The organism is Streptomyces sp. SDT5-1 (assembly GCF_052245995.1).
Taxonomy (GTDB): Bacteria; Actinomycetota; Actinomycetes; order Streptomycetales; family Streptomycetaceae; genus Streptomyces.
Window position 1 is genome coordinate 4,270,450 of record NZ_CM125963.1, and the last position, 17,097, is coordinate 4,287,546.

The following is a 17,097-nucleotide window of genomic DNA, read 5'->3' on the forward strand; positions in this document are numbered from 1 at the left end:
CACCGCCCCGTCGCGGCCACCCCGCCCCCGGCAACCGGCGGAGTCTCTGGTGGCAGTGGGCGATCACCTCTTCCTAGAGTGGGGCAATGCGCACCGGTGAGCCCCTCCCGCCCGTGGAGGACGTTCTCGCCGCTCTCGCCACCGGGCTGTGGCGGTGGGACAACCGGGCGGGGCTCGTCACCTTCGATGCCGAGGCCGCCCGGCTGGTCGGCCTGCCCGCCGCCGACGGCGGGCCCGTCACGCTGACCGAGGCCGCCGCCCGCGCCCGTTTCCACCCGGTCGACTGGAACGAGATCTTCGGCATCGTGCAGCTCGCCGTCGCCGAGGGCACCCTCGCCGAGGCACGGCTGCGCGTCATGGACGAGGAGGGCCGCGTGCTGCGCACCGTACGCAGCCGCTCCAAGCCGGTCCCGCACGACGACGACCCCGACTCGTACGAGCTGATCGGCACGATCCAGGAGGTGTCGGAGCCGCCGCCGGAGGCCGCGTCGCGCACCCCGGTGACCGGGGACTGGCGGCGCTCCCGGGAGGCGTTCCTGCTGGACGCGGGCCGGGCGCTCGCGGAGGCCGGGTCCACGGAGGAGGTGCTGCGGGTCGCCGCCGGGCTCTCCATGCCGGGGTTCTCGCCCGACGGCCTCGCCGTGTTCGGTGTCGCGGGCGACCGGCTGACCGTCATCGGCCACCACGGCCAGGAGGAGGGCGACGAGTCCCCGTTCACCGACATGGACCTGCGCACGGACTACCCGGGCGCCGAGGTCGTCCGCACCGGCCGCGCCGTCTATCTGTCGTCCCCCGAGGAGTACCGCGCCCGCTACCCCGCGGCCTGGCCGCTGGCCGCCCGTTTCGAGCGCAAGTCGTGGGCGTTCCTGCCGCTGGTCGTCGCGGGCCGCACGATCGGCGCGTGGATGGCGGGCTTCGCGTACCCGGTGTCGTTCACGCCCGACGAGCGTTCGGTGCTCACCACGGTCGCCCGGATGCTGGCGCAGGCCCTGTCGCGGGCCGGGGTCGCCGAGTCGGAGCGGGAGCTGACCGACGGCCTCCAGAAGACGATGCTGCCCACGCTCGGCCCGGAGATCCCCGGCATGAGCATCGCCGCCCGTTACGTGCCGACCGGCGGCGGCCTCCAGGTCGGCGGCGACTGGTACGACATGATCCCGCTGCCCGGCGGCGGCATCGCCCTCGTCATCGGCGACGTACAGGGCCACGACGTGCGCGCGGCCGGCCTGATGGGGCAGCTCCGCGTCGCCCTGCGCGCGTACGCCTCCGAGGGGCACAGGCCGGACGCCGTGCTCTCCCGCGCCTCCCGCTTCCTGCACGGCATCGGCGACACCGACGAGCCGGGCGCCGACCCGCGCTTCGCGACCTGCCTGTACGTGCAGGCCGACCCGGCCACCGGCGTCCTCGAGCTCGCCCGCGCCGGGCACCCGGACCCCGCGATCCGGATGGCCGACGGCACCGTCCTCGTCCGCCCCACCGCGGGTGGCCTGCCCCTCGGCATCGACCCGGACGCCGACTATCCGACGACCCGGCTCGTCCTCGAACCCGGCGAGACGCTGCTGATCTGCACGGACGGCCTCATCGAGACGGGCGGCCACGATCTCGACAGCGGCTGGTCACGGGTGCGTACGGCCCTGGAGACCGGCCCCGCCGACCGCCTGGAGGAGCTGGCCGACGCCCTGGTGCAGGCCGTGCACGGGCCGTCCTCGCACCACACCACGGGGCCGCTCGCGGACCGCCGCGAGGACGACATCGCGCTGTTGCTGCTGCGCCGCACCGCCCAGACCACCCTGCCGAAGGTGGCCCGCCGGACCGCGATGACCATCGCGCAGGCCGAGCCGGAGCGGATCGCGGCCGCCCGCCAGCAGCTGCGGGAGCTGCTGCACGACTGGTCGGACACGGATCAGGTCGACTCGGCGGTGCTGCTGGTCTCCGAGATGGTCACGAACGTCCTGGTGCACACCGACGGCGACGCCCTCCTGGTCGCGGAGATGACCCGCCGCGGCACCGAGCCCCGCCGCCTGCGCGTGGAGGTCGCCGACGCCTCCGACGATCTGCCGCACAAGCGCCGACCCGGCGAGCTGGCGTCGTCGGGCCGCGGCCTGGTCCTCATGGAGCTGCTCGCCGACCGCTGGGGCGTGGACCCGCGGGGCGAGGGCAAGAGCATCTGGTTCGAGCTCTACGAGCCGTCCTCGGCCACCGAGGAGCCCGTTTCACGTGAAACGGGGTCCGAGGGCCCGTAGCGCCCGCGCAGTTCGCTGAGCACGCCGAACGCGGCGGCCGTCAACGGCACCGCGAGCAGCATCCCGAGGATCCCCGCGACGGAGGCGCCCGCCGTGATCGCGAGCAGCACCGCCGCCGGGTGCATCTGCACCGTGCGGGACTGGATCATCGGCTGCAGCACATGCCCTTCGAGCACCTGTACCGCGAGCACCACACCCAGCGCCCACAGGGCGATGACGAAGCCCCGGTCGGCCAGGGCGACGAGGATGGCGACCGCACCGGAGATGAAGGCGCCCAGGTAGGGGATGTAGGCGCCGACGAACACCAGCGCGGCGAGGCCGACCGCGCCGGGGACCTGAAGGATGAGCAGCCCGATGCCGATGCAGGTCGCGTCGATGAGGGCGATGAGGGTGGTACCGCGCATGAAGCCCGAGATCGCGGCGAAGGCCCGGCGCGCGATGGCCTCCAGGACCTCCCCGTTCCCACCGGGCGCGGCCTGCCGCAGCGCGAACCGGAAGCGCGGGGCATCGCGCAGGAAGAAGAAGCAGAGCAGCAGCGCGAGCACCGCCATCGCGGCGACCTCCCCGACCGCGCTGAGCCCGCTGAGCACCCCGGACGCGGCGTTGCTGCCGTACTTCTTGATCAGGTCCTGGGCGTTGTCGGCGAGGTGGTCGAGGTCGAGGGCGCCGGTGCCGAAGCGGTCGGAGAGGTCCTGCGCGGCCTGCTTGAGCGAGGTCACGATCTGGTCGCCGGTGTCGATGAGGGCCGCGACCACGATGTATCCGGCGCCGCCCACGACCACCAGGATCAGCGCGCAGGTGAGGCCCGATGCGAGGGAGCGCTGCACCTTGGCGCGGCGCAGGGCGAGGTAGACGGGCCGCAGCAGCGCGGTGCCGAGCAGCGCGAGCAGCACGGGCACGACGGCCGTCCTGAGCTGGACGCACAGCACGATCGCGAGCCAGACGACCCCGGAGACGAGCAGGGCCACCGCACACCAGGCGGCGAGGCGGCGGGCGGGGTCGGGGAGGAGTGGCTTACCGGTCTGCACCCCGCCAGACGATCATGCGGAGGAACGCCCCGCCTCCCGGCCGGGTCCGGCCGAGTGACGGGGCGTCACTTCACGTGCTCCGCCGCATCAGGTGTGCGGCAGGCGCTCCTTGCTGGGGATGACGCCCAGGCGTCCGGCCTGGAAGTCGTCGAAGGCCTGCTGGAGTTCGGCCTTGGTGTTCATCACGAACGGGCCGTAGTGCGCCATCGGCTCCCGGATCGGCTGACCGCCGAGGATGACCACTTCGAGGTCGGGGGTGTTGGCGTCCTGCGACTCGTCGGCGCGCACGGTGAGGGACGAGCCCGCGCCGAACACGGCGGTCTGTCCCGTGTGCACGGGACGCCGGTCGGCGCCGACGGTGCCCTTGCCCGCGAGCACGTACACGAGACCGTTGTAGTCCTCGCGCCAGGGCAGCGTCGCCTCGGCGCCGGGGCGGACGGTGGCGTGCACCATCGTGATCGGGGTGTGGGTGATGCCGGGCCCCTCGTTGCCGTCCAGCTCGCCGGCGATGACGCGGAGCAGCGCGCCGCCGTCGGCGGTCGTGAGCAGCTTGACCTGGCCGCCGCGGATGTCCTGGTACCGCGGGTTCTTCATCTTGTCCTTGGCGGGCAGGTTGACCCACAGCTGGAGGCCGTGGAACAGGCCGCCGGACATGACGAGGGACTCGGGCGGCGTCTCGATGTGCAGGAGGCCGGAGCCCGCCGTCATCCACTGGGTGTCGCCGTTGGTGATGGTGCCGCCACCGCCGTGCGAGTCCTGGTGGATGAAGGTGCCGTCGATGATGTACGTGACGGTCTCGAAGCCGCGGTGCGGGTGCCAGGGGGTGCCCTTGGGCTCCCCTGCCTCGTACTCCACCTCACCCATCTGGTCCATCATGATGAACGGGTCGAGGTACTTGTAGTTGATCCCGGCGAACGCGCGGCGCACCGGGAATCCCTCCCCTTCGAAACCGCTCGGCGCGGTCGTCACAGCGAGCACGGGGCGCGCCACGGCGTCCGCCGGCGCGGCCACGCGAGGCAGGGTCAGCGGGTTTTCGACGGTCACAGCGGGCATGGCGGCCTCCTCAAGGTCTGCCTCCAATTTAGTTGAACGGTGAACATCTCGCAAGCCGCGCGCTATTCCCGCCCGCCTCCGGGCCGCGCCGGACATGCGAAAGGCCCGGACGCGCGGCGTCCGGGCCCGTACCGAAGGGGGAGATGATCAGCCGTACATGCGGCGCATCGCGAAGTCGACCATCTCCTCGACCGCCTTCGCGTCGAAGACCATCCGGTGCTCGCCCTCCATGTCGAGGACGAAGCCGTACCCGGTGGGCAGCAGGTCGATCACCTCGGCGCCGGTGATCACGAAGTACTTGGACTCCTTGCCCGCGTACCGGCGCAGCTCCTTGAGCGTGCTGAACATCGGGATGACCGGCTGCTGCGTGTTGTGCAGCGCCAGGAAGCCCGGATTGTCGCCGCGCGGGCAGTAGACCTTCGACGTAGCGAAGATCTGCTGGAAGTCCTCGGCGGACATCGAACCGGTGGTGAAGGCGCGGACCGCGTCGGCGAGCGACGGCGGCGACGGCTCCGGGTACAGCGGAGCCTGCTGCCCGTACCCGCCCTGCGGCGGCGCGTACTGCTGCCCGGCGCCCGGGCTCTGGTCGTAGCCGTACATGAGGGCAAGACTACCGACGCGCCAGGGGGTGGCGGGACGAGAGCGGGCGGGCGCCTTGTTCGTCACAGATGCCCACTGGGGGTTGATTCTTATTACCGACGGGTAGCATCCTGTTGGTTACTAGTTGGTATGCGTACGAGGACACGGAGCCGTCGCCATGGGGCACTACAAGTCGAATCTCCGCGACATCGAGTTCAACCTCTTCGAGGTACTCGACCGCGACAAGCTGTACGGCACCGGCCCGTTCGCGGAGATGGACGTCGACACCGCCAGGAGCATCCTCGAAGAGGTCACCCGCCTCTCCGAGAACGACCTGGCCGAGTCCTTCGCGGACGCGGACCGCAACCCGCCGGTCTTCGACCCCGAGACGAACACCGCGCCCATCCCCGAGACGTTCAAGAAGTCCTACAAGGCCTTCATGGACTCCGAGTACTGGCGCCTCGGCCTGCCCGAGGAGATCGGCGGCACGACGGCCCCGCGCTCGCTCATCTGGGCCCACGCCGAGCTGATCCTGGGCGCCAACCCGGCGATCTGGATGTACTCCTCCGGCCCCGCCTTCGCCGGCATCCTCTTCGAGGAGGGCAACGAGGCGCAGAAGAAGATCGCCGAGATCGCCGTCGAGAAGCAGTGGGGCTCGACGATGGTGCTCACCGAGCCGGACGCCGGTTCGGACGTCGGCGCCGGCCGCACCAAGGCCACCGAGCAGCCCGACGGCTCCTGGCACATCGAGGGCGTGAAGCGCTTCATCACGTCCGGTGAGCACGACATGTCGGAGAACATCCTCCACTACGTCCTCGCCCGCCCCGAGGGCCACGGCCCCGGCACCAAGGGCCTCTCGCTCTTCCTCGTCCCGAAGTTCGAGTTCGACTGGGAGACCGGCGAGCTGGGCGAGCGCAACGGCGTGTACGCCACCAACGTCGAGCACAAGATGGGCCTCAAGGCCTCCAACACGTGCGAGATGACCTTCGGCGACCAGCACCCCGCCAAGGGCTGGCTGATCGGCGACAAGCACGACGGCATCCGCCAGATGTTCCGCATCATCGAGTTCGCCCGCATGATGGTCGGCACGAAGGCGATCTCCACGCTGTCGACGGGCTACCTCAACGCGCTCGAGTACGCCAAGGAGCGCGTCCAGGGCGCCGACCTCGCCAAGAGCACGGACAAGACCGCGCCCAAGGTCACCATCACGCACCACCCGGACGTGCGCCGCTCGCTCATGACGCAGAAGGCGTACGCCGAGGGCATGCGCACCCTCGTCCTCTACACGGCCTCCGTGCAGGACGCGATCCAGGTCAAGGAGGCGGCCGGCGAGGACGCCACCGCCGAGCACGCCCTGAACGACCTGCTGCTGCCCATCGTCAAGGGCTACGGCTCCGAGAAGGGCTACGAGCAGCTCGCCCAGTCCCTCCAGACGTTCGGCGGCTCCGGGTTCCTCCAGGAGTACCCGATCGAGCAGTACATCCGGGACTCGAAGATCGACACCCTCTACGAGGGCACGACCGCGATCCAGGGCCAGGACTTCTTCTTCCGGAAGATTGTCCGCAACCAGGGCGCCGCGCTCAACGCGCTCTCCGAGGAGATCAAGAAGTTCCTCGCCGTGGAGACCGGTGGCGAGGAGCTGGCCGCGGCCCGCGAGGCGCTCGGCAAGTCCGCGTCCGAGCTGGAGGCCATCGTCGGCCTCATGATCAACGACCTGGTCGCCACGGAGCAGGACGTGAAGTCCATCTACAAGGTGGGCCTCAACACGACCCGCCTCCTGATGGCCTCCGGTGACGTCGTCGTCGGCTACCTGCTCCTCAAGGGTGCGGCCGTCGCCGCCGAGAAGCTGGCCGCGGGTGCCTCCGGCAAGGACGTCGCGTTCTACCAGGGCAAGATCGCCGCCGCGCAGTTCTTCGCGGCGAACGTCCTGCCCGGCGTCACGGGTGCGCGCAAGCTGGCGCAGACCACGAGCGAGTCGGGTGTGGCGCTGATGGACCTCGACGAAGCGGCGTTCTGACGCTCCGCTGACCTGGTGTGATGCCTGGGCCCGTCGTCCCTCTTGCGGGGACGGCGGGCCTTTCTGCCTTTGGCCACAGGGGGCGGCGTCGTCCGCGGGGCGCGCCCACTGGTGGTTTCGCGCGCAGTTCCCCGCGCCCCTTCAGGGGCGCTGCGCAGACGCACGACGCAACCGGCAGCCGCAGGTCGAAAAGGGGCCGGACGACGCACCCGTGCGAGGGGCCGGATGGCGCACCCGTGCGAGGGGCCGCCGCAGGCAGGCCCCCAGGGCCGCGCACCCCCCGGAGGGGCCTGTCCTACGCTTGCCGCATGAACACCTCCTCCCGCCCCTTCGACCGCGGGCACACCGATGACCTGATGGCCTTCCTCGCGGCGAGCCCCACCCCGTACCACGCCGTGGCCAACGCGGCCGCACGCCTGGAGAAGGCCGGCTTCCAGCAGGTCGCGGAGGCCGACGCCTGGGACGGGACCAGCGGAGGCAAGTTCGTCACCCGCGGCGGCGCGATCATCGCCTGGTACGTCCCGGAGGGCGCGAGCGCCCACACCCCGTACCGCATCGTCGGCGCCCACACCGACTCGCCGAACCTGCGCGTGAAACCGCAGCCCGACATGGCGAGCAACGGCTGGCGCCAGGTCGCCGTCGAGATCTACGGCGGCCCGCTGCTCAACTCCTGGCTCGACCGCGACCTCGGCCTCGCGGGACGCGTCAGCCTCCGCGACGGCACCGAGCGCCTCGTGAACGTCGACCGCGCCCTGCTGCGCGTCCCGCAGCTCGCCATCCACCTCGACCGCTCCGTCAGCGCGGACGGCCTGAAGCTGGACAAGCAGCGCCACATGCAGCCCATCTGGGGCCTCGGCGGCGACGTCCACGAGGGCGACCTCATGGCGTTCCTCGAGGACGAGAACGGGCTCGGCCGCGGCGACATCACCGGCTGGGACCTCATGACGTACGCCATCGAGGCGCCGTCCTACCTCGGCCGCGACAAGGAGCTCGTCGCCGGGCCCCGCATGGACAACCTGCTGTCCGTGCACGCCTGCACCGCCGCCCTCGCCGAGGTCGCCAGGCGCGGCGACCTCCCGTACATCCCCGTGCTCGCCGCCTTCGACCACGAGGAGAACGGCTCGCAGTCCGACACCGGCGCCGACGGCCCGCTCCTCGGCACCGTCCTGGAGCGCTCCGTGTTCGCCCGCGGCGGCTCGTACGAGGACCGGGCGCGCGCCTTCGCCGGCACCGTCTGCCTCTCCTCCGACACCGGCCACGCCGTGCACCCCAACTACGGCGAGCGCCACGACCCCACGCACCACCCGCGCGCCAACGGCGGGCCGATCCTCAAGGTCAACGTCAACAACCGCTACGCCACGGACGGTTCGGGCCGCGCCGTGTTCGCCGCCGCGTGCGAGAAGGCCGGCGTCCCGTTCCAGACGTTCGTCTCGAACAACGCGATGCCGTGCGGCACCACCATCGGCCCGATCACCGCGGCCCGGCACGGCATCAAGACCGTCGACATCGGCGCCGCGATCCTCTCCATGCACAGCGTCCGCGAACTGTGCGGGGCCGACGACCCGTACCTCCTCGCGAACGCCCTCACCGCGTTCCTGGAGGGCTGAACTCCGGTGTGACGCGGAGGGGTTGCCGCGGGGTTCGGGGGTACTCGGGCCCCGCACGCTCATTCGCACACACCGCAGGAGGCGGACCTGATGAGTCTTGGGGGTTGCATCATCCTGGTCGCCGTCGGCGCGATCCTCGCGTTCGCGACCGACTGGCACATGGAGAGCGTCAACCTCGACCTGGTCGGCTGGATCTTCATGATCGTCGGCCTGATCGGGGTCTTCGTGTTCCGCAGCGTCGGACGGCGCAGGCGGTTCGTGCCGCCGAGCGGGACGACCGTCGTCGAGGACGAACACGACAAGCACTACTGATCAGTTGACACCGTCGTCCATCCCCGCCAGGACCAGCGGAAGACGCTCGGCCCCGCCCTCGACCACCCGCACCGGAACACCCCAGTCCTGCTGGTGGACGTGGCAGGCCGGGTACTCGTTCGCCGGATCGTCGTCGCAGGACGCGGCCATCGCCGAGACGTGCAACACGCCCTCGGTGACGTCCGGGTTCAGCGTCAGCTCGCGGGCCAGGTCCGTGCCCGCGCCGTCGCCCGCCGCCAGCAGCTCCGGCGGCGTCGACGAGACGAGCAGCCGGGTCGAGGGACCGTACCGGGTGTCGAGCTTCTGCCCGGCGGGCGCCTGGAACACCACGTCGAGGCGGAGGCTGCCGCCCGCGATGTCGGTCGCCGCGCGCTGCGTGCGGTGCGCGACCGACTCGACGCGCACGGCCTCCTCCGGCAGCCGCAGCCGCGTCAGCCGGTGCCGCGCGGACTCGACGACCACCACGTCGTCCCCGACGACCACGGCGTCGCTCGGCTCCCGCAGATCCGTGGCCAGCGTGCTCACCTGCCCGGTCGCCGGGTCGTAGCGCCGCAGGGCGTGGTTGTACGTGTCCGAGACCGCCACCGAGCCGTCCGGCAGCACCGTCACGCCCAACGGGTGCTGGAGCAGCGCCTGTTCGGCGTCCCCGTCCCGATGCCCGAAGTCGAAGAGCCCGGTGCCGACGGCCGTGTGCACGACACCGTCCACGTCCACGTACCGCAGCGCACTCGTCTCGGAGTCGGCGACCCACAGCCGGTCCTCGGTCGCCGCGAGCCCGGACGGCTGCGCGAACCACGCCTCGTCGCCCGGGCCGTCCACAAGACCCTCGTTCGTCGTCCCCGCCGCGACGGCGACCGTCCCCGCCTCCGGGTCGTACGTCCACAGCTGATGCACCCCCGCCATGGCGATCCACACCGTGCCCCCGAACACGGCGACGTCCCAGGGAGAGGAGAGGTCGACGTCCCGCGCGGGCCCACTGGTCGGCGCCCCCTGCCACCACTGCCTGCCCGTCCCGGCGAGCGTGCTGACGGCACCGGACGGGAGATCGACGGCCCGCAACGCGTGATTCACGGTGTCCGCGACGACGACGGTGCGGTCGTCGAGGAGCGCGAGCCCCTGCGGCTCGTTGAACGAGTCCGCCCCGAACCCCCGCTCCCCGCTCCCGATCCGCCGCACGACGGTCTCCCCGTCGCCCTCCAGCTCCACCAGCTGATGCCGCGTGGTGTCGCTGACCAGGAAGTTCCCCGACGGCAGCACGACCGCCTTGCCGGGGAAGCGCAGATCGGTCGCCACGGGTTCCGGCGCCACATAAGGCCCGTCCCCACGCCGCAACGTCCCCTTCGCCCCGTGCTCCTCCTCCAGCTCCTCGACCAGCCGCTCGATCGCATGCGCATGCCCCTCACCGGCGTGCTGCGCGACGACGTACCCCTCCGGATCGACCACGACGAGCGTCGGCCACGCCCTGACCGCGTACTGCTTCCACGTGGCGAGCTCCGGATCGTCCAGCACCGGATGCTCCACCCCGTACCGCTCGACGGCATCGACCACGGCCCCGTGCTCCGCCTCGTGCACGAACTTCGGCGAGTGCACCCCGACGATGACGACGGTGTCCCGATGCCTCTCCTCCAACTCCCGCAACTCGTCGAGGACATGCAGGCAGTTGATGCAGCAGAAGGTCCAGAAGTCGAGGATCACGATGCGTCCGCGCAGGTCGGCGAGGCTGTACTCGCTGCCTCCCGTGTTCAGCCAGCCACCCTTGCCGACCAGCTCGGGGGCGCGGACACGGGCTCGGCGGACGGTGCGTGCGGGCACGGAGTCGTTCATGCTTCAAGCGTGCCACGCGTGCCCCGTCGTCGAGTCGACGTGAGCGGGGACCGGGTCGTGGGCGTCGCCGGTGGTGGGGGTGCCGGTGGGTTCGAGGAGGAGGATGGCGGTGCCGGGGGTGGCCCGGGGTTTGTGCCAGGTGCCGCGGGGGACCGTGAAGACCGAGCCGCGGGGCAGGACCACGTCGGGCTTCCCGCGCAGGGAGATCGTGAGTTCGCCCTCGACGACCAGGAAGAACTCGTCGGTGTCCTCGTGCACGTGCCAGACGTGCTCGCCCTCGGCCTTCGCGAGACGGACGTCGTAGTCGTTGACGGTCGTGACGATGCGGGGGCTCCAGGTCGCGTCGAAGGTGGACAGGGCCTGGGCGAGCGATACGGGTTCCGTTTCCATGGCCCCATCCTGAGCGCGCCGGACGGTGCGGACGAGTGTTAGAAATCGCGTATGGCGCAAGGATCCTCGCATCGTCCCCGGCACGTCGTCGTCCTCGTGGACGAGGGCATCAATCCGTTCGAGGTCGGTGTCGCCACGGAGGTGTTCGGGCTGCCGCGGCCCGAGCTCGGTGACCTGGACCCGCTGTACACGCTCACGTTGTGCACACCGCGGCCCGGTGTACGGATGAACCACGGGTTCTTCACGATGGCGGGGGCCGCCGGGCTCGAGGCCGTCGACGCCGCCGACACCCTGATCGTGCCGGGCCGGCCCGACAACGTGGTGCCGCGCGACGAGGCCGTGCTCGAAGCCGTCCGGCGCGCCCACGCGCGCGGGGCGCGGATCGCCAGCTTCTGCACGGGGACGTTCGCGCTCGCCGAGGCGGGGCTGCTCGACGGGCGGCGGGCCACGACGCACTGGCGGTGGGCCGACGAGTTCCGGGCGCTGCATCCGAAGGTGCTGCTCGAGCCGGACGTGCTGTTCGTCGACGAGGGCGACGTCCTGACCGCCGCCGGGAGCGCGGCCGCGCTCGACCTGGGGCTGTACCTCGTGAGCCGTGACCACGGCGCCGAGGTGGCGGCCTCCGTGTCCCGGCGGCTCGTGTTCGCGGCGCACCGGGACGGCGGGCAGCGGCAGTTCATCGAGCGGCCGCTGCCCGTGGCGCGGGACACGTCGCTGGCGCCGGTCCTCACGTGGGCCCAGGAGCGGCTCGACGAACCGCTGACCGTCGCCGCGCTCGCGGCCCGCGCTGCCGTCAGCCCGGCCACCCTGCACCGCCGTTTCCGCGCCGAGCTGGGCACGACGCCGCTGGCCTGGCTGGTGGCTGAGCGCGTGGCCCTCGCCTGCCGGATCATCGAGCGCGGCGAGCGGAGCATTGACGTGGTGGCGGCCAGGAGCGGGTTCGGCAGCGCGGCGAATCTGCGGACTCAGTTGAAGCGGGCCACGGGGCTGAGTCCGTCGGCGTATCGGAAGAGGTTCGGGGGCGGGTGACCCCGGTGTGGCGGGCGGCGGTGGGGCGGGGTGTGGTCGACGCTGGCGGTCATGAGCGAGAGCAGTGGGCGTGTCGGGCGTACTGTCCAGTGGGTCGTGAGTGCTCAGGAGCGGTTTCCGTTCGTGAGCAGGGTGGCGCGGCAGATCGTGGCCGTGCGGCTGCTGGACTCGGCGACCCGGCTCGCGGCGCAGGCGTTCCTGACGGCGATTCCGGTGTTGTTCGTCGTCGCGGCGTTCGCGCCGGCGGTCGTGCGGGAGCAGTTGCTGGAGTCGTCGCGGACCGCGATGGGGCTGAGCGGCGCTTCGCTCGCGCAGGTCAAGGAGGTCTACGCGGCGAACGACGCGGGGACGCGGGAGACCTCGGGGTTCGTGGGCGTGGTCGTGACGCTGTTGTCGGCGACCGCGTGCAGCCGGGCTTTGCAGCGGGTGTGCGAGCGGTCGTGGGGGCTGCCGTCGGCCGGTGTGCGGCTGGTGGCGTGGCGGTGGCCGGCCTGGCTCGGGGTGTGGGTGGCGGCGATCCTGGCGCAGGGTGTGCTGCGCGACGGGTTCGGCGCGGGCGCGTGGCTGGGGCTCGCGCTGTCGTACGGGGCGAGTGTGCTGCTGTGGTGGTGGACGCAGCATCTGTTGCTGGGGAGCCGGGTGGCGTGGCTGCCGCTGTTGCCGGGGGCGCTGCTGACCGGGGCGGGCGTGGTCGCGCTGTCGTGGGCTTCGCGTCTGTACATGCCGCGGGTGCTGAACCGTTCGCTGGCCCAGTTCGGCCCGTTCGGCCTGGTGTTCACCCTGTTGTCGTGGCTGATCGTGCTGTTCACGGTGGTGTGCGTGGGGATCGCGGTGGGGTACGTGGTCGCGCGGGAGCGGCCGGTGGCGCGGCTGCTGCGGTGGGCCCCGGAGGCGTCGTGACCTCCGGGGCCCGGCGGCGGGTGGTTACCGCAGCGGGTTGCCGAAGAGGGCCTTGGTGGCGGGAGCGCCGAGGTCCTTCGGGTTGATGGCGACCGATCCGGTGGCGGTGATGCCGGTGGCGGTGCCGGGGAACGACCAGACGGCGCCGGACGACTCGTTCTCGGCGGTGGAGGAGACCGCGAGGTCGCGGTGTCCGTCGCCGTTGGTGTCGAGCAGCTGGCAGCCCGCCCCGAAGGCGTCGCCCGACTCGGCGACGCCCGGCACGCCCGCGGAGTCCTGGTTGAACACCTGGGAGCCCTCGCCGGTCACGCCGTCGGCGGAGCCGTGCAGCAGCGCGAAGGACCCGGCGTCGGTCTTGCCGCTGAAGTCCTCGCCCGCGATGCCGAGGGCGACCTCGGCGCGGCCGTCGCCGTCGACGTCGGCCACGGAGACGCAGGAGCCGAGCTTGTCGCCGTCCTCCTGGGCGCCGTAGAAGCCGGGCAGGCTCTGGTCGAAGCTCTGGATGGCATCGTTGTCGAGGCCGTCCTTGGTGCCGAACGCGACGGTGACCTTCTGGTCGGTCTCGCCGAGGTCGGACTCTGCGGGGTCGGAGCCGACGACCAGGTCGTCGATGCCGTCGCCGTTGACGTCACCGGCGGCCAGTTCCCCCTGGGTCGCCGGTGCCCAGCCGCGCTTGAAGCCCGAGCCGCTGCCGTAGAGCACGGTGTTGTTCCACATGCCGTCGCCGTTGTACGAGCGCAGGGCGAGGTCGTCGCGGCCGTCCCCGTTGAGGTCGCCGACGGCCTTGAAGACGACGGGTCCGGTGGTCGAGTCCGGTCCGTCCACGCAGCCGTACTGGTCGTCGACGCAGGTCTCGTCGTCCTTGCCGTAGCCCCACCACTCGGACCTGTCCATGAAGTCGAGGGTCTCGGCGGGGGCGCCGGTGCGGCTGATGGGGCCCTTCCAGAGGGCGGCGCCCTGGTGCTCGGGGTCGTCGCCGTAGCTGCCCATGTCGGCGAGGAGCGCGAGGTCGGGCTTGCCGTCGCCGTCGAAGTCGCCGATCTGCGGGGACCGCCCGTACGTGGCGATCTTCGTACCGCCGGTGAGTCCGGAGGCGGAGCCCCAGACGATGACGCTGCCGGCGTCCTTGCTCTTCGAGCCGATGACGAGGTCGCTGTAGCCGTCGCCGTCGAGGTCGCCCTTGGTGAGGTACTGGCCGAACGCCTCCTTGGCGGCGGCGGAGCCCGGGATGCCGGTGGTGGAGCGGGAGACGAGCTTCTTGTTCGCGGCGTTCAGGCCGTTCGCCGAGCCGTAGGTGACGGCGACGTACCCGGCCTGCGCCGCGCCGGAGATCGTGCCGCCGGGTGCGGCGGTGACGAGGTCGGCGTAGCCGTCGCCGTTGAAGTCGTCGGCGGCGTCGGCCTTGCCCGCCGCCTGGGTGGCGGCGGTGGTCGTGCTTCCGGTGGCAGGGGCCGCCTGGGCCGGGGTGAGCGAGACGGCGGTGAGGCCGCCCGCGACGAGGGTCGCGGCCACCAGGCCGAGCCGGTTACTGCGGACACCGTGGGGTCGTGCGCGCAACATGCGGTTCCTTTGGTCGTAAGGTCACGTCCATCTCATACGACCCATTACTCCCTCGAACGGTTGCAGGTACCACTGAACTCGCTTTCGACGTGCGGTTTTTCGAAGCGCTTCGGGCGGCGGAACCGGTGGCGGGTTCCGCCATCCGGCCCGAAAGGGCGTCACAAAGGGGATCCCTTACGCCGGTTCCGGGCACGGATCGACGTATGCGCTACGAAGTGAGAGAGCGGATCTTCGGGATCGGCGAGGACTACTGGATCGAGGACGAGCACGGCCGCAAGGCGTATCTCGTCGACGGCAAGGCGATGCGGCTGCGGGACACCTTCGAGATCAAGGGGCCCGACGGGCAGGTCCTGATCGACATCCACAAGAAGGTGTTCGCGCTGCGCGACACGATGGTGATCGAGCGCGGCGACGAGGAGCTGGCCCGGATCCGCCGCAAGCGCCTTTCGCTGCTGCGCAACCACTACCGGGTGGAGCTCGCGGACGGCGAGACCGAGCTGGACGTCAGCGGCAAGATCCTGGACCGGGAGTTCGCCGTCGAGTACGAGGGCGAGCTGCTGGCCGAGATCTCGCGGCGCTGGCTGCGGGTCCGGGACACGTACGGCGTGAACGTGGTGCGCGATGACGCGGACCCCGCGCTCCTCATCGCCATCGCGGTCTGCGTGATCCACCTGGCGGAGAAGGAGCGGGGGGTCGTGGACTGATCCTCTTACGAGAGGCGGCGGGCGGGCGTCGGAAGGCCGAGTTGGCGGTCCTTCAGGGCCGGGAACTGGTTCCGGGTGCGGTCGACCTTCGCCGGGTCGAACTCGACGCGCAGGACCTCCTCCCCGGCCCCCGCCTCCCCGAGCACCTCGCCCCACGGGTCGACGACGATGCTGTGCCCGGCCTGCGGGACCCCCGCGTGCGTACCCGCGCTTCCGCACGCGAGGACGAACGCCTGGTTCTCCACGGCCCGCGCCTGCGCCAGCAGCGTCCAGTGCGAGCGGCGCCGCTCGGGCCACCCGGCCGACACCAGCAGCGTCTGCGCGCCCCGGTCGACCAGTCCCCGGTACAGCTCGGGGAACCGCAGGTCGTAGCAGGTGGTCACGCCCGCGACCGTCTCCGGGAGGCGTACGGTCACGAGTTCCTCGCCCGCGCCCATGAGCACGGCCTCGCCCTTGTCGAAGCCGAAGCGGTGGATCTTCCGGTAGGCGGCGGCGAGTTCGCCGTCGGGGGAGAAGACGAGCGAGGTGTTGTAGAGGGGGCCCTCGGGGTCCCGCTCCGGGATCGATCCCGCGTGCAGCCAGACGCCCGCGTCCCGCGCCGCCTTCGCCATCGCCTCGTAGGTCGGGCCCTCGAGGGGTTCGGCCTCCGTGGAGAACAGCTCGTACGCGAAGGCGCCCGTGGTCCACAGCTCGGGGAGCACGACGAGGTCGGCGGCCCCCGCCTCTTCCCGCACCAGTGAACTCACGCGATCCCGACGGGCGTTGACCGTTTCGGCCGTCTTGTCGTCATTTACCGCGACCTGGATGAGCGAGGCGCGCACACTACCACCGTCCTGGCATTCGAGCCGCCGGCTCCGCGCCGACAACAGCCCTGCGTTCGTCAGACCAAAGCACTGCCGGGGTGCCTACGGGCAGCGTAACTTAGCCTCTCAAGACACCCACCGCCCGCGCCCGACGACCGTCTAAACGCCCGTGCACAACCGCTCGAGGGGTCCCTTTCCGTGAGTCTCCACCCCAGCCTTCAAACCTACGCCGACGCCTGGACCCACTCCGTGGAAGCGATATCCGAGCTGGTCACGCCGCTCGCGGAAGGTGAGTGGAACCGGGCCACACCGTGCCCCGGCTGGTCGGTGCGCGACCTCGTCTCGCATGTGATCGGCGTCGACTGCGAGATGCTCGGCGACCCGCGGCCCATCCACACCCTGCCGCGCGACCTCTACCACGTGCAGACCGAGTCGCAGCGCTACCAGGAGATCCAGGTCGACATCCGCCGGCACCACACGGCGCCCGAGATGGTCTCCGAGCTCGAGTACACGATCATCCGGCGCTCCCGGCACCTGCGGAACGACTCCCGCGACCCCTCGACCATCGTGCGCGGACCGCGCGGCATCGAGGAGACCCTCGAATTCGCCATGCGCAGGCGGGCGTTCGACATCTGGGCGCACGAGCAGGACCTGCGGTGGGCCCTCGGAAAGCCCGGCAACCTCGACTCCCCGGGCGCGTACGTTACCCGTGACCTGCTCGTCTCCGTGCTGCCGAAGATCGTCACGAAGGACGCGGGGGCGCCGCCGAACTCCGCGGTCGTCTTCGACGTGCACGGGCCCGTGGAGTTCCTGCGCACGGTACGGGTGGACGCCGACGGCAGGGGGACGGTGGACGGCTCGCCCTCGCTCGGCCCGGCGGTGACGCTCGCGCTGGACTGGGAGACGTACGTGCGCCTTTCCTGCGGCCGGGTCTCCGTGGACGCGGTGGGGGACCGGGTGAAGGTCGAGGGGGACGCGGACCTGGCCGCCGCGATCCTGGGCTCGCTGGCGGTCACGCCCTGACGTCGCGGTCCGGGGCGCCGCCCCGGAC

At 71.5% G+C, this 17,097-nt stretch carries 15 protein-coding genes; 8 read left to right on the forward strand and 7 right to left on the reverse strand.

Features of this window, described 5'->3' with window-relative positions:
• Positions 1–86: 86 nt before the first annotated feature.
• Positions 87–2,240 (forward strand): ATP-binding SpoIIE family protein phosphatase, encoded by a 2,154-nt coding sequence (locus ACTWJ8_RS19655; RefSeq protein ID WP_356386832.1) that lies wholly within the window; start codon positions 87–89, stop codon positions 2,238–2,240.
• On the opposite strand, the gene ACTWJ8_RS19660 is transcribed toward ACTWJ8_RS19655, so the two are convergent.
• The 3 genes from ACTWJ8_RS19660 to ACTWJ8_RS19670 all read right to left on the reverse strand — a co-directional run bounded on the left by ACTWJ8_RS19660 (position 2,177) and on the right by ACTWJ8_RS19670 (position 4,921).
• Complete coding sequence (locus ACTWJ8_RS19660) at positions 2,177–3,268, reverse strand: AI-2E family transporter (protein ID WP_356386829.1); 1,092 nt, start codon at positions 3,266–3,268, stop codon at positions 2,177–2,179. The genes ACTWJ8_RS19655 and ACTWJ8_RS19660 overlap by 64 nt on opposite strands.
• An 87-nt stretch (positions 3,269–3,355) precedes the next feature.
• Positions 3,356–4,321, reverse strand: a complete 966-nt coding sequence (locus ACTWJ8_RS19665) for a pirin family protein (protein WP_356386827.1) — start codon at positions 4,319–4,321, stop codon at positions 3,356–3,358.
• A 147-nt stretch (positions 4,322–4,468) separates the two neighbouring features.
• On the reverse strand, positions 4,469–4,921 hold the full coding sequence (locus ACTWJ8_RS19670; protein ID WP_356386824.1) for an SseB family protein: 453 nt from the start codon (positions 4,919–4,921) through the stop codon (positions 4,469–4,471).
• 157 nt (positions 4,922–5,078) lie between these two features.
• Here ACTWJ8_RS19670 and ACTWJ8_RS19675 point away from each other — a divergent pair, with 157 nt between their 5' ends.
• The 3 genes from ACTWJ8_RS19675 to ACTWJ8_RS19685 all read left to right on the forward strand — a co-directional run bounded on the left by ACTWJ8_RS19675 (position 5,079) and on the right by ACTWJ8_RS19685 (position 8,836).
• A complete protein-coding gene (locus ACTWJ8_RS19675) occupies positions 5,079–6,917 on the forward strand; it encodes an acyl-CoA dehydrogenase (RefSeq protein WP_356386821.1) in 1,839 nt (612 codons plus the stop codon).
• A gap of 308 nt (positions 6,918–7,225) precedes the next feature.
• Entirely contained in the window at positions 7,226–8,524 is a 1,299-nt protein-coding gene (locus ACTWJ8_RS19680; protein ID WP_443264736.1) for a M18 family aminopeptidase, read from the forward strand.
• Positions 8,525–8,614: 90 nt separating this feature from the next.
• The gene (locus ACTWJ8_RS19685; protein ID WP_356386816.1) at positions 8,615–8,836 is read left to right on the forward strand and encodes a DUF6458 family protein; all 222 of its coding nucleotides are present in this window, start codon (positions 8,615–8,617) and stop codon (positions 8,834–8,836) included.
• Here ACTWJ8_RS19685 and ACTWJ8_RS19690 read toward each other — a convergent pair whose 3' ends face one another.
• The gene (locus ACTWJ8_RS19690) at positions 8,837–10,660 is read right to left on the reverse strand and encodes an NHL domain-containing thioredoxin family protein (RefSeq protein ID WP_443264738.1); all 1,824 of its coding nucleotides are present in this window, start codon (positions 10,658–10,660) and stop codon (positions 8,837–8,839) included.
• A gap of 3 nt (positions 10,661–10,663) precedes the next feature.
• Positions 10,664–11,050: a cupin domain-containing protein gene (locus tag ACTWJ8_RS19695; RefSeq protein ID WP_356386810.1), complete on the reverse strand. Its 387-nt coding sequence runs from the start codon at positions 11,048–11,050 to the stop codon at positions 10,664–10,666.
• A 51-nt stretch (positions 11,051–11,101) separates the two neighbouring features.
• On the opposite strand from ACTWJ8_RS19695, the gene ACTWJ8_RS19700 reads away from it, so the two are divergent.
• Together ACTWJ8_RS19700 and ACTWJ8_RS19705 are read left to right on the forward strand one after the other, a co-directional pair.
• Entirely contained in the window at positions 11,102–12,079 is a 978-nt protein-coding gene (locus tag ACTWJ8_RS19700) for a GlxA family transcriptional regulator (RefSeq protein ID WP_356386807.1), read from the forward strand.
• A gap of 123 nt (positions 12,080–12,202) precedes the next feature.
• Positions 12,203–12,979: a YhjD/YihY/BrkB family envelope integrity protein gene (locus ACTWJ8_RS19705; RefSeq protein WP_443264739.1), complete on the forward strand. Its 777-nt coding sequence runs from the start codon at positions 12,203–12,205 to the stop codon at positions 12,977–12,979.
• A 24-nt stretch (positions 12,980–13,003) separates the two neighbouring features.
• On the opposite strand, the gene ACTWJ8_RS19710 is transcribed toward ACTWJ8_RS19705, so the two are convergent.
• The gene (locus ACTWJ8_RS19710) at positions 13,004–14,539 is read right to left on the reverse strand and encodes an FG-GAP repeat domain-containing protein (RefSeq protein WP_443264741.1); all 1,536 of its coding nucleotides are present in this window, start codon (positions 14,537–14,539) and stop codon (positions 13,004–13,006) included.
• Between the two features lie 203 nt (positions 14,540–14,742).
• Between ACTWJ8_RS19710 and ACTWJ8_RS19715 the strand changes: the two genes are divergently transcribed.
• Positions 14,743–15,243 (forward strand): LURP-one-related/scramblase family protein, encoded by a 501-nt coding sequence (locus ACTWJ8_RS19715; RefSeq protein WP_356386798.1) that lies wholly within the window; start codon positions 14,743–14,745, stop codon positions 15,241–15,243.
• A 5-nt stretch (positions 15,244–15,248) separates the two neighbouring features.
• On the opposite strand, the gene ACTWJ8_RS19720 is transcribed toward ACTWJ8_RS19715, so the two are convergent.
• The gene (locus tag ACTWJ8_RS19720) at positions 15,249–16,064 is read right to left on the reverse strand and encodes a carbon-nitrogen family hydrolase (protein WP_443264743.1); all 816 of its coding nucleotides are present in this window, start codon (positions 16,062–16,064) and stop codon (positions 15,249–15,251) included.
• A gap of 180 nt (positions 16,065–16,244) precedes the next feature.
• Between ACTWJ8_RS19720 and ACTWJ8_RS19725 the strand changes: the two genes are divergently transcribed.
• A complete protein-coding gene (locus tag ACTWJ8_RS19725; RefSeq protein ID WP_356386792.1) occupies positions 16,245–17,069 on the forward strand; it encodes a maleylpyruvate isomerase family mycothiol-dependent enzyme in 825 nt (274 codons plus the stop codon).
• Positions 17,070–17,097: the final 28 nt, after the last annotated feature.

Bases quoted from the DNA above. Each gene is read 5' to 3' on its own strand.
- ACTWJ8_RS19655 (WP_356386832.1), top strand. From the start codon at position 87: ATGCGCACCGGTGAGCCCCTCCCGCCCGTGGAGGACGTTCTCGCCGCT.
- ACTWJ8_RS19665 (WP_356386827.1), bottom strand. From the start codon at position 4,321: ATGCCCGCTGTGACCGTCGAAAACCCGCTGACCCTGCCTCGCGTGGCC.
- ACTWJ8_RS19670 (WP_356386824.1), bottom strand. From the start codon at position 4,921: ATGTACGGCTACGACCAGAGCCCGGGCGCCGGGCAGCAGTACGCGCCG.
- ACTWJ8_RS19675 (WP_356386821.1), top strand. From the start codon at position 5,079: ATGGGGCACTACAAGTCGAATCTCCGCGACATCGAGTTCAACCTCTTC.
- ACTWJ8_RS19680 (WP_443264736.1), top strand. From the start codon at position 7,226: ATGAACACCTCCTCCCGCCCCTTCGACCGCGGGCACACCGATGACCTG.
- ACTWJ8_RS19685 (WP_356386816.1), top strand. From the start codon at position 8,615: ATGAGTCTTGGGGGTTGCATCATCCTGGTCGCCGTCGGCGCGATCCTC.
- ACTWJ8_RS19690 (WP_443264738.1), bottom strand. From the start codon at position 10,660: ATGAACGACTCCGTGCCCGCACGCACCGTCCGCCGAGCCCGTGTCCGC.
- ACTWJ8_RS19695 (WP_356386810.1), bottom strand. From the start codon at position 11,050: ATGGAAACGGAACCCGTATCGCTCGCCCAGGCCCTGTCCACCTTCGAC.
- ACTWJ8_RS19700 (WP_356386807.1), top strand. From the start codon at position 11,102: ATGGCGCAAGGATCCTCGCATCGTCCCCGGCACGTCGTCGTCCTCGTG.
- ACTWJ8_RS19710 (WP_443264741.1), bottom strand. From the start codon at position 14,539: ATGTTGCGCGCACGACCCCACGGTGTCCGCAGTAACCGGCTCGGCCTG.
- ACTWJ8_RS19715 (WP_356386798.1), top strand. From the start codon at position 14,743: ATGCGCTACGAAGTGAGAGAGCGGATCTTCGGGATCGGCGAGGACTAC.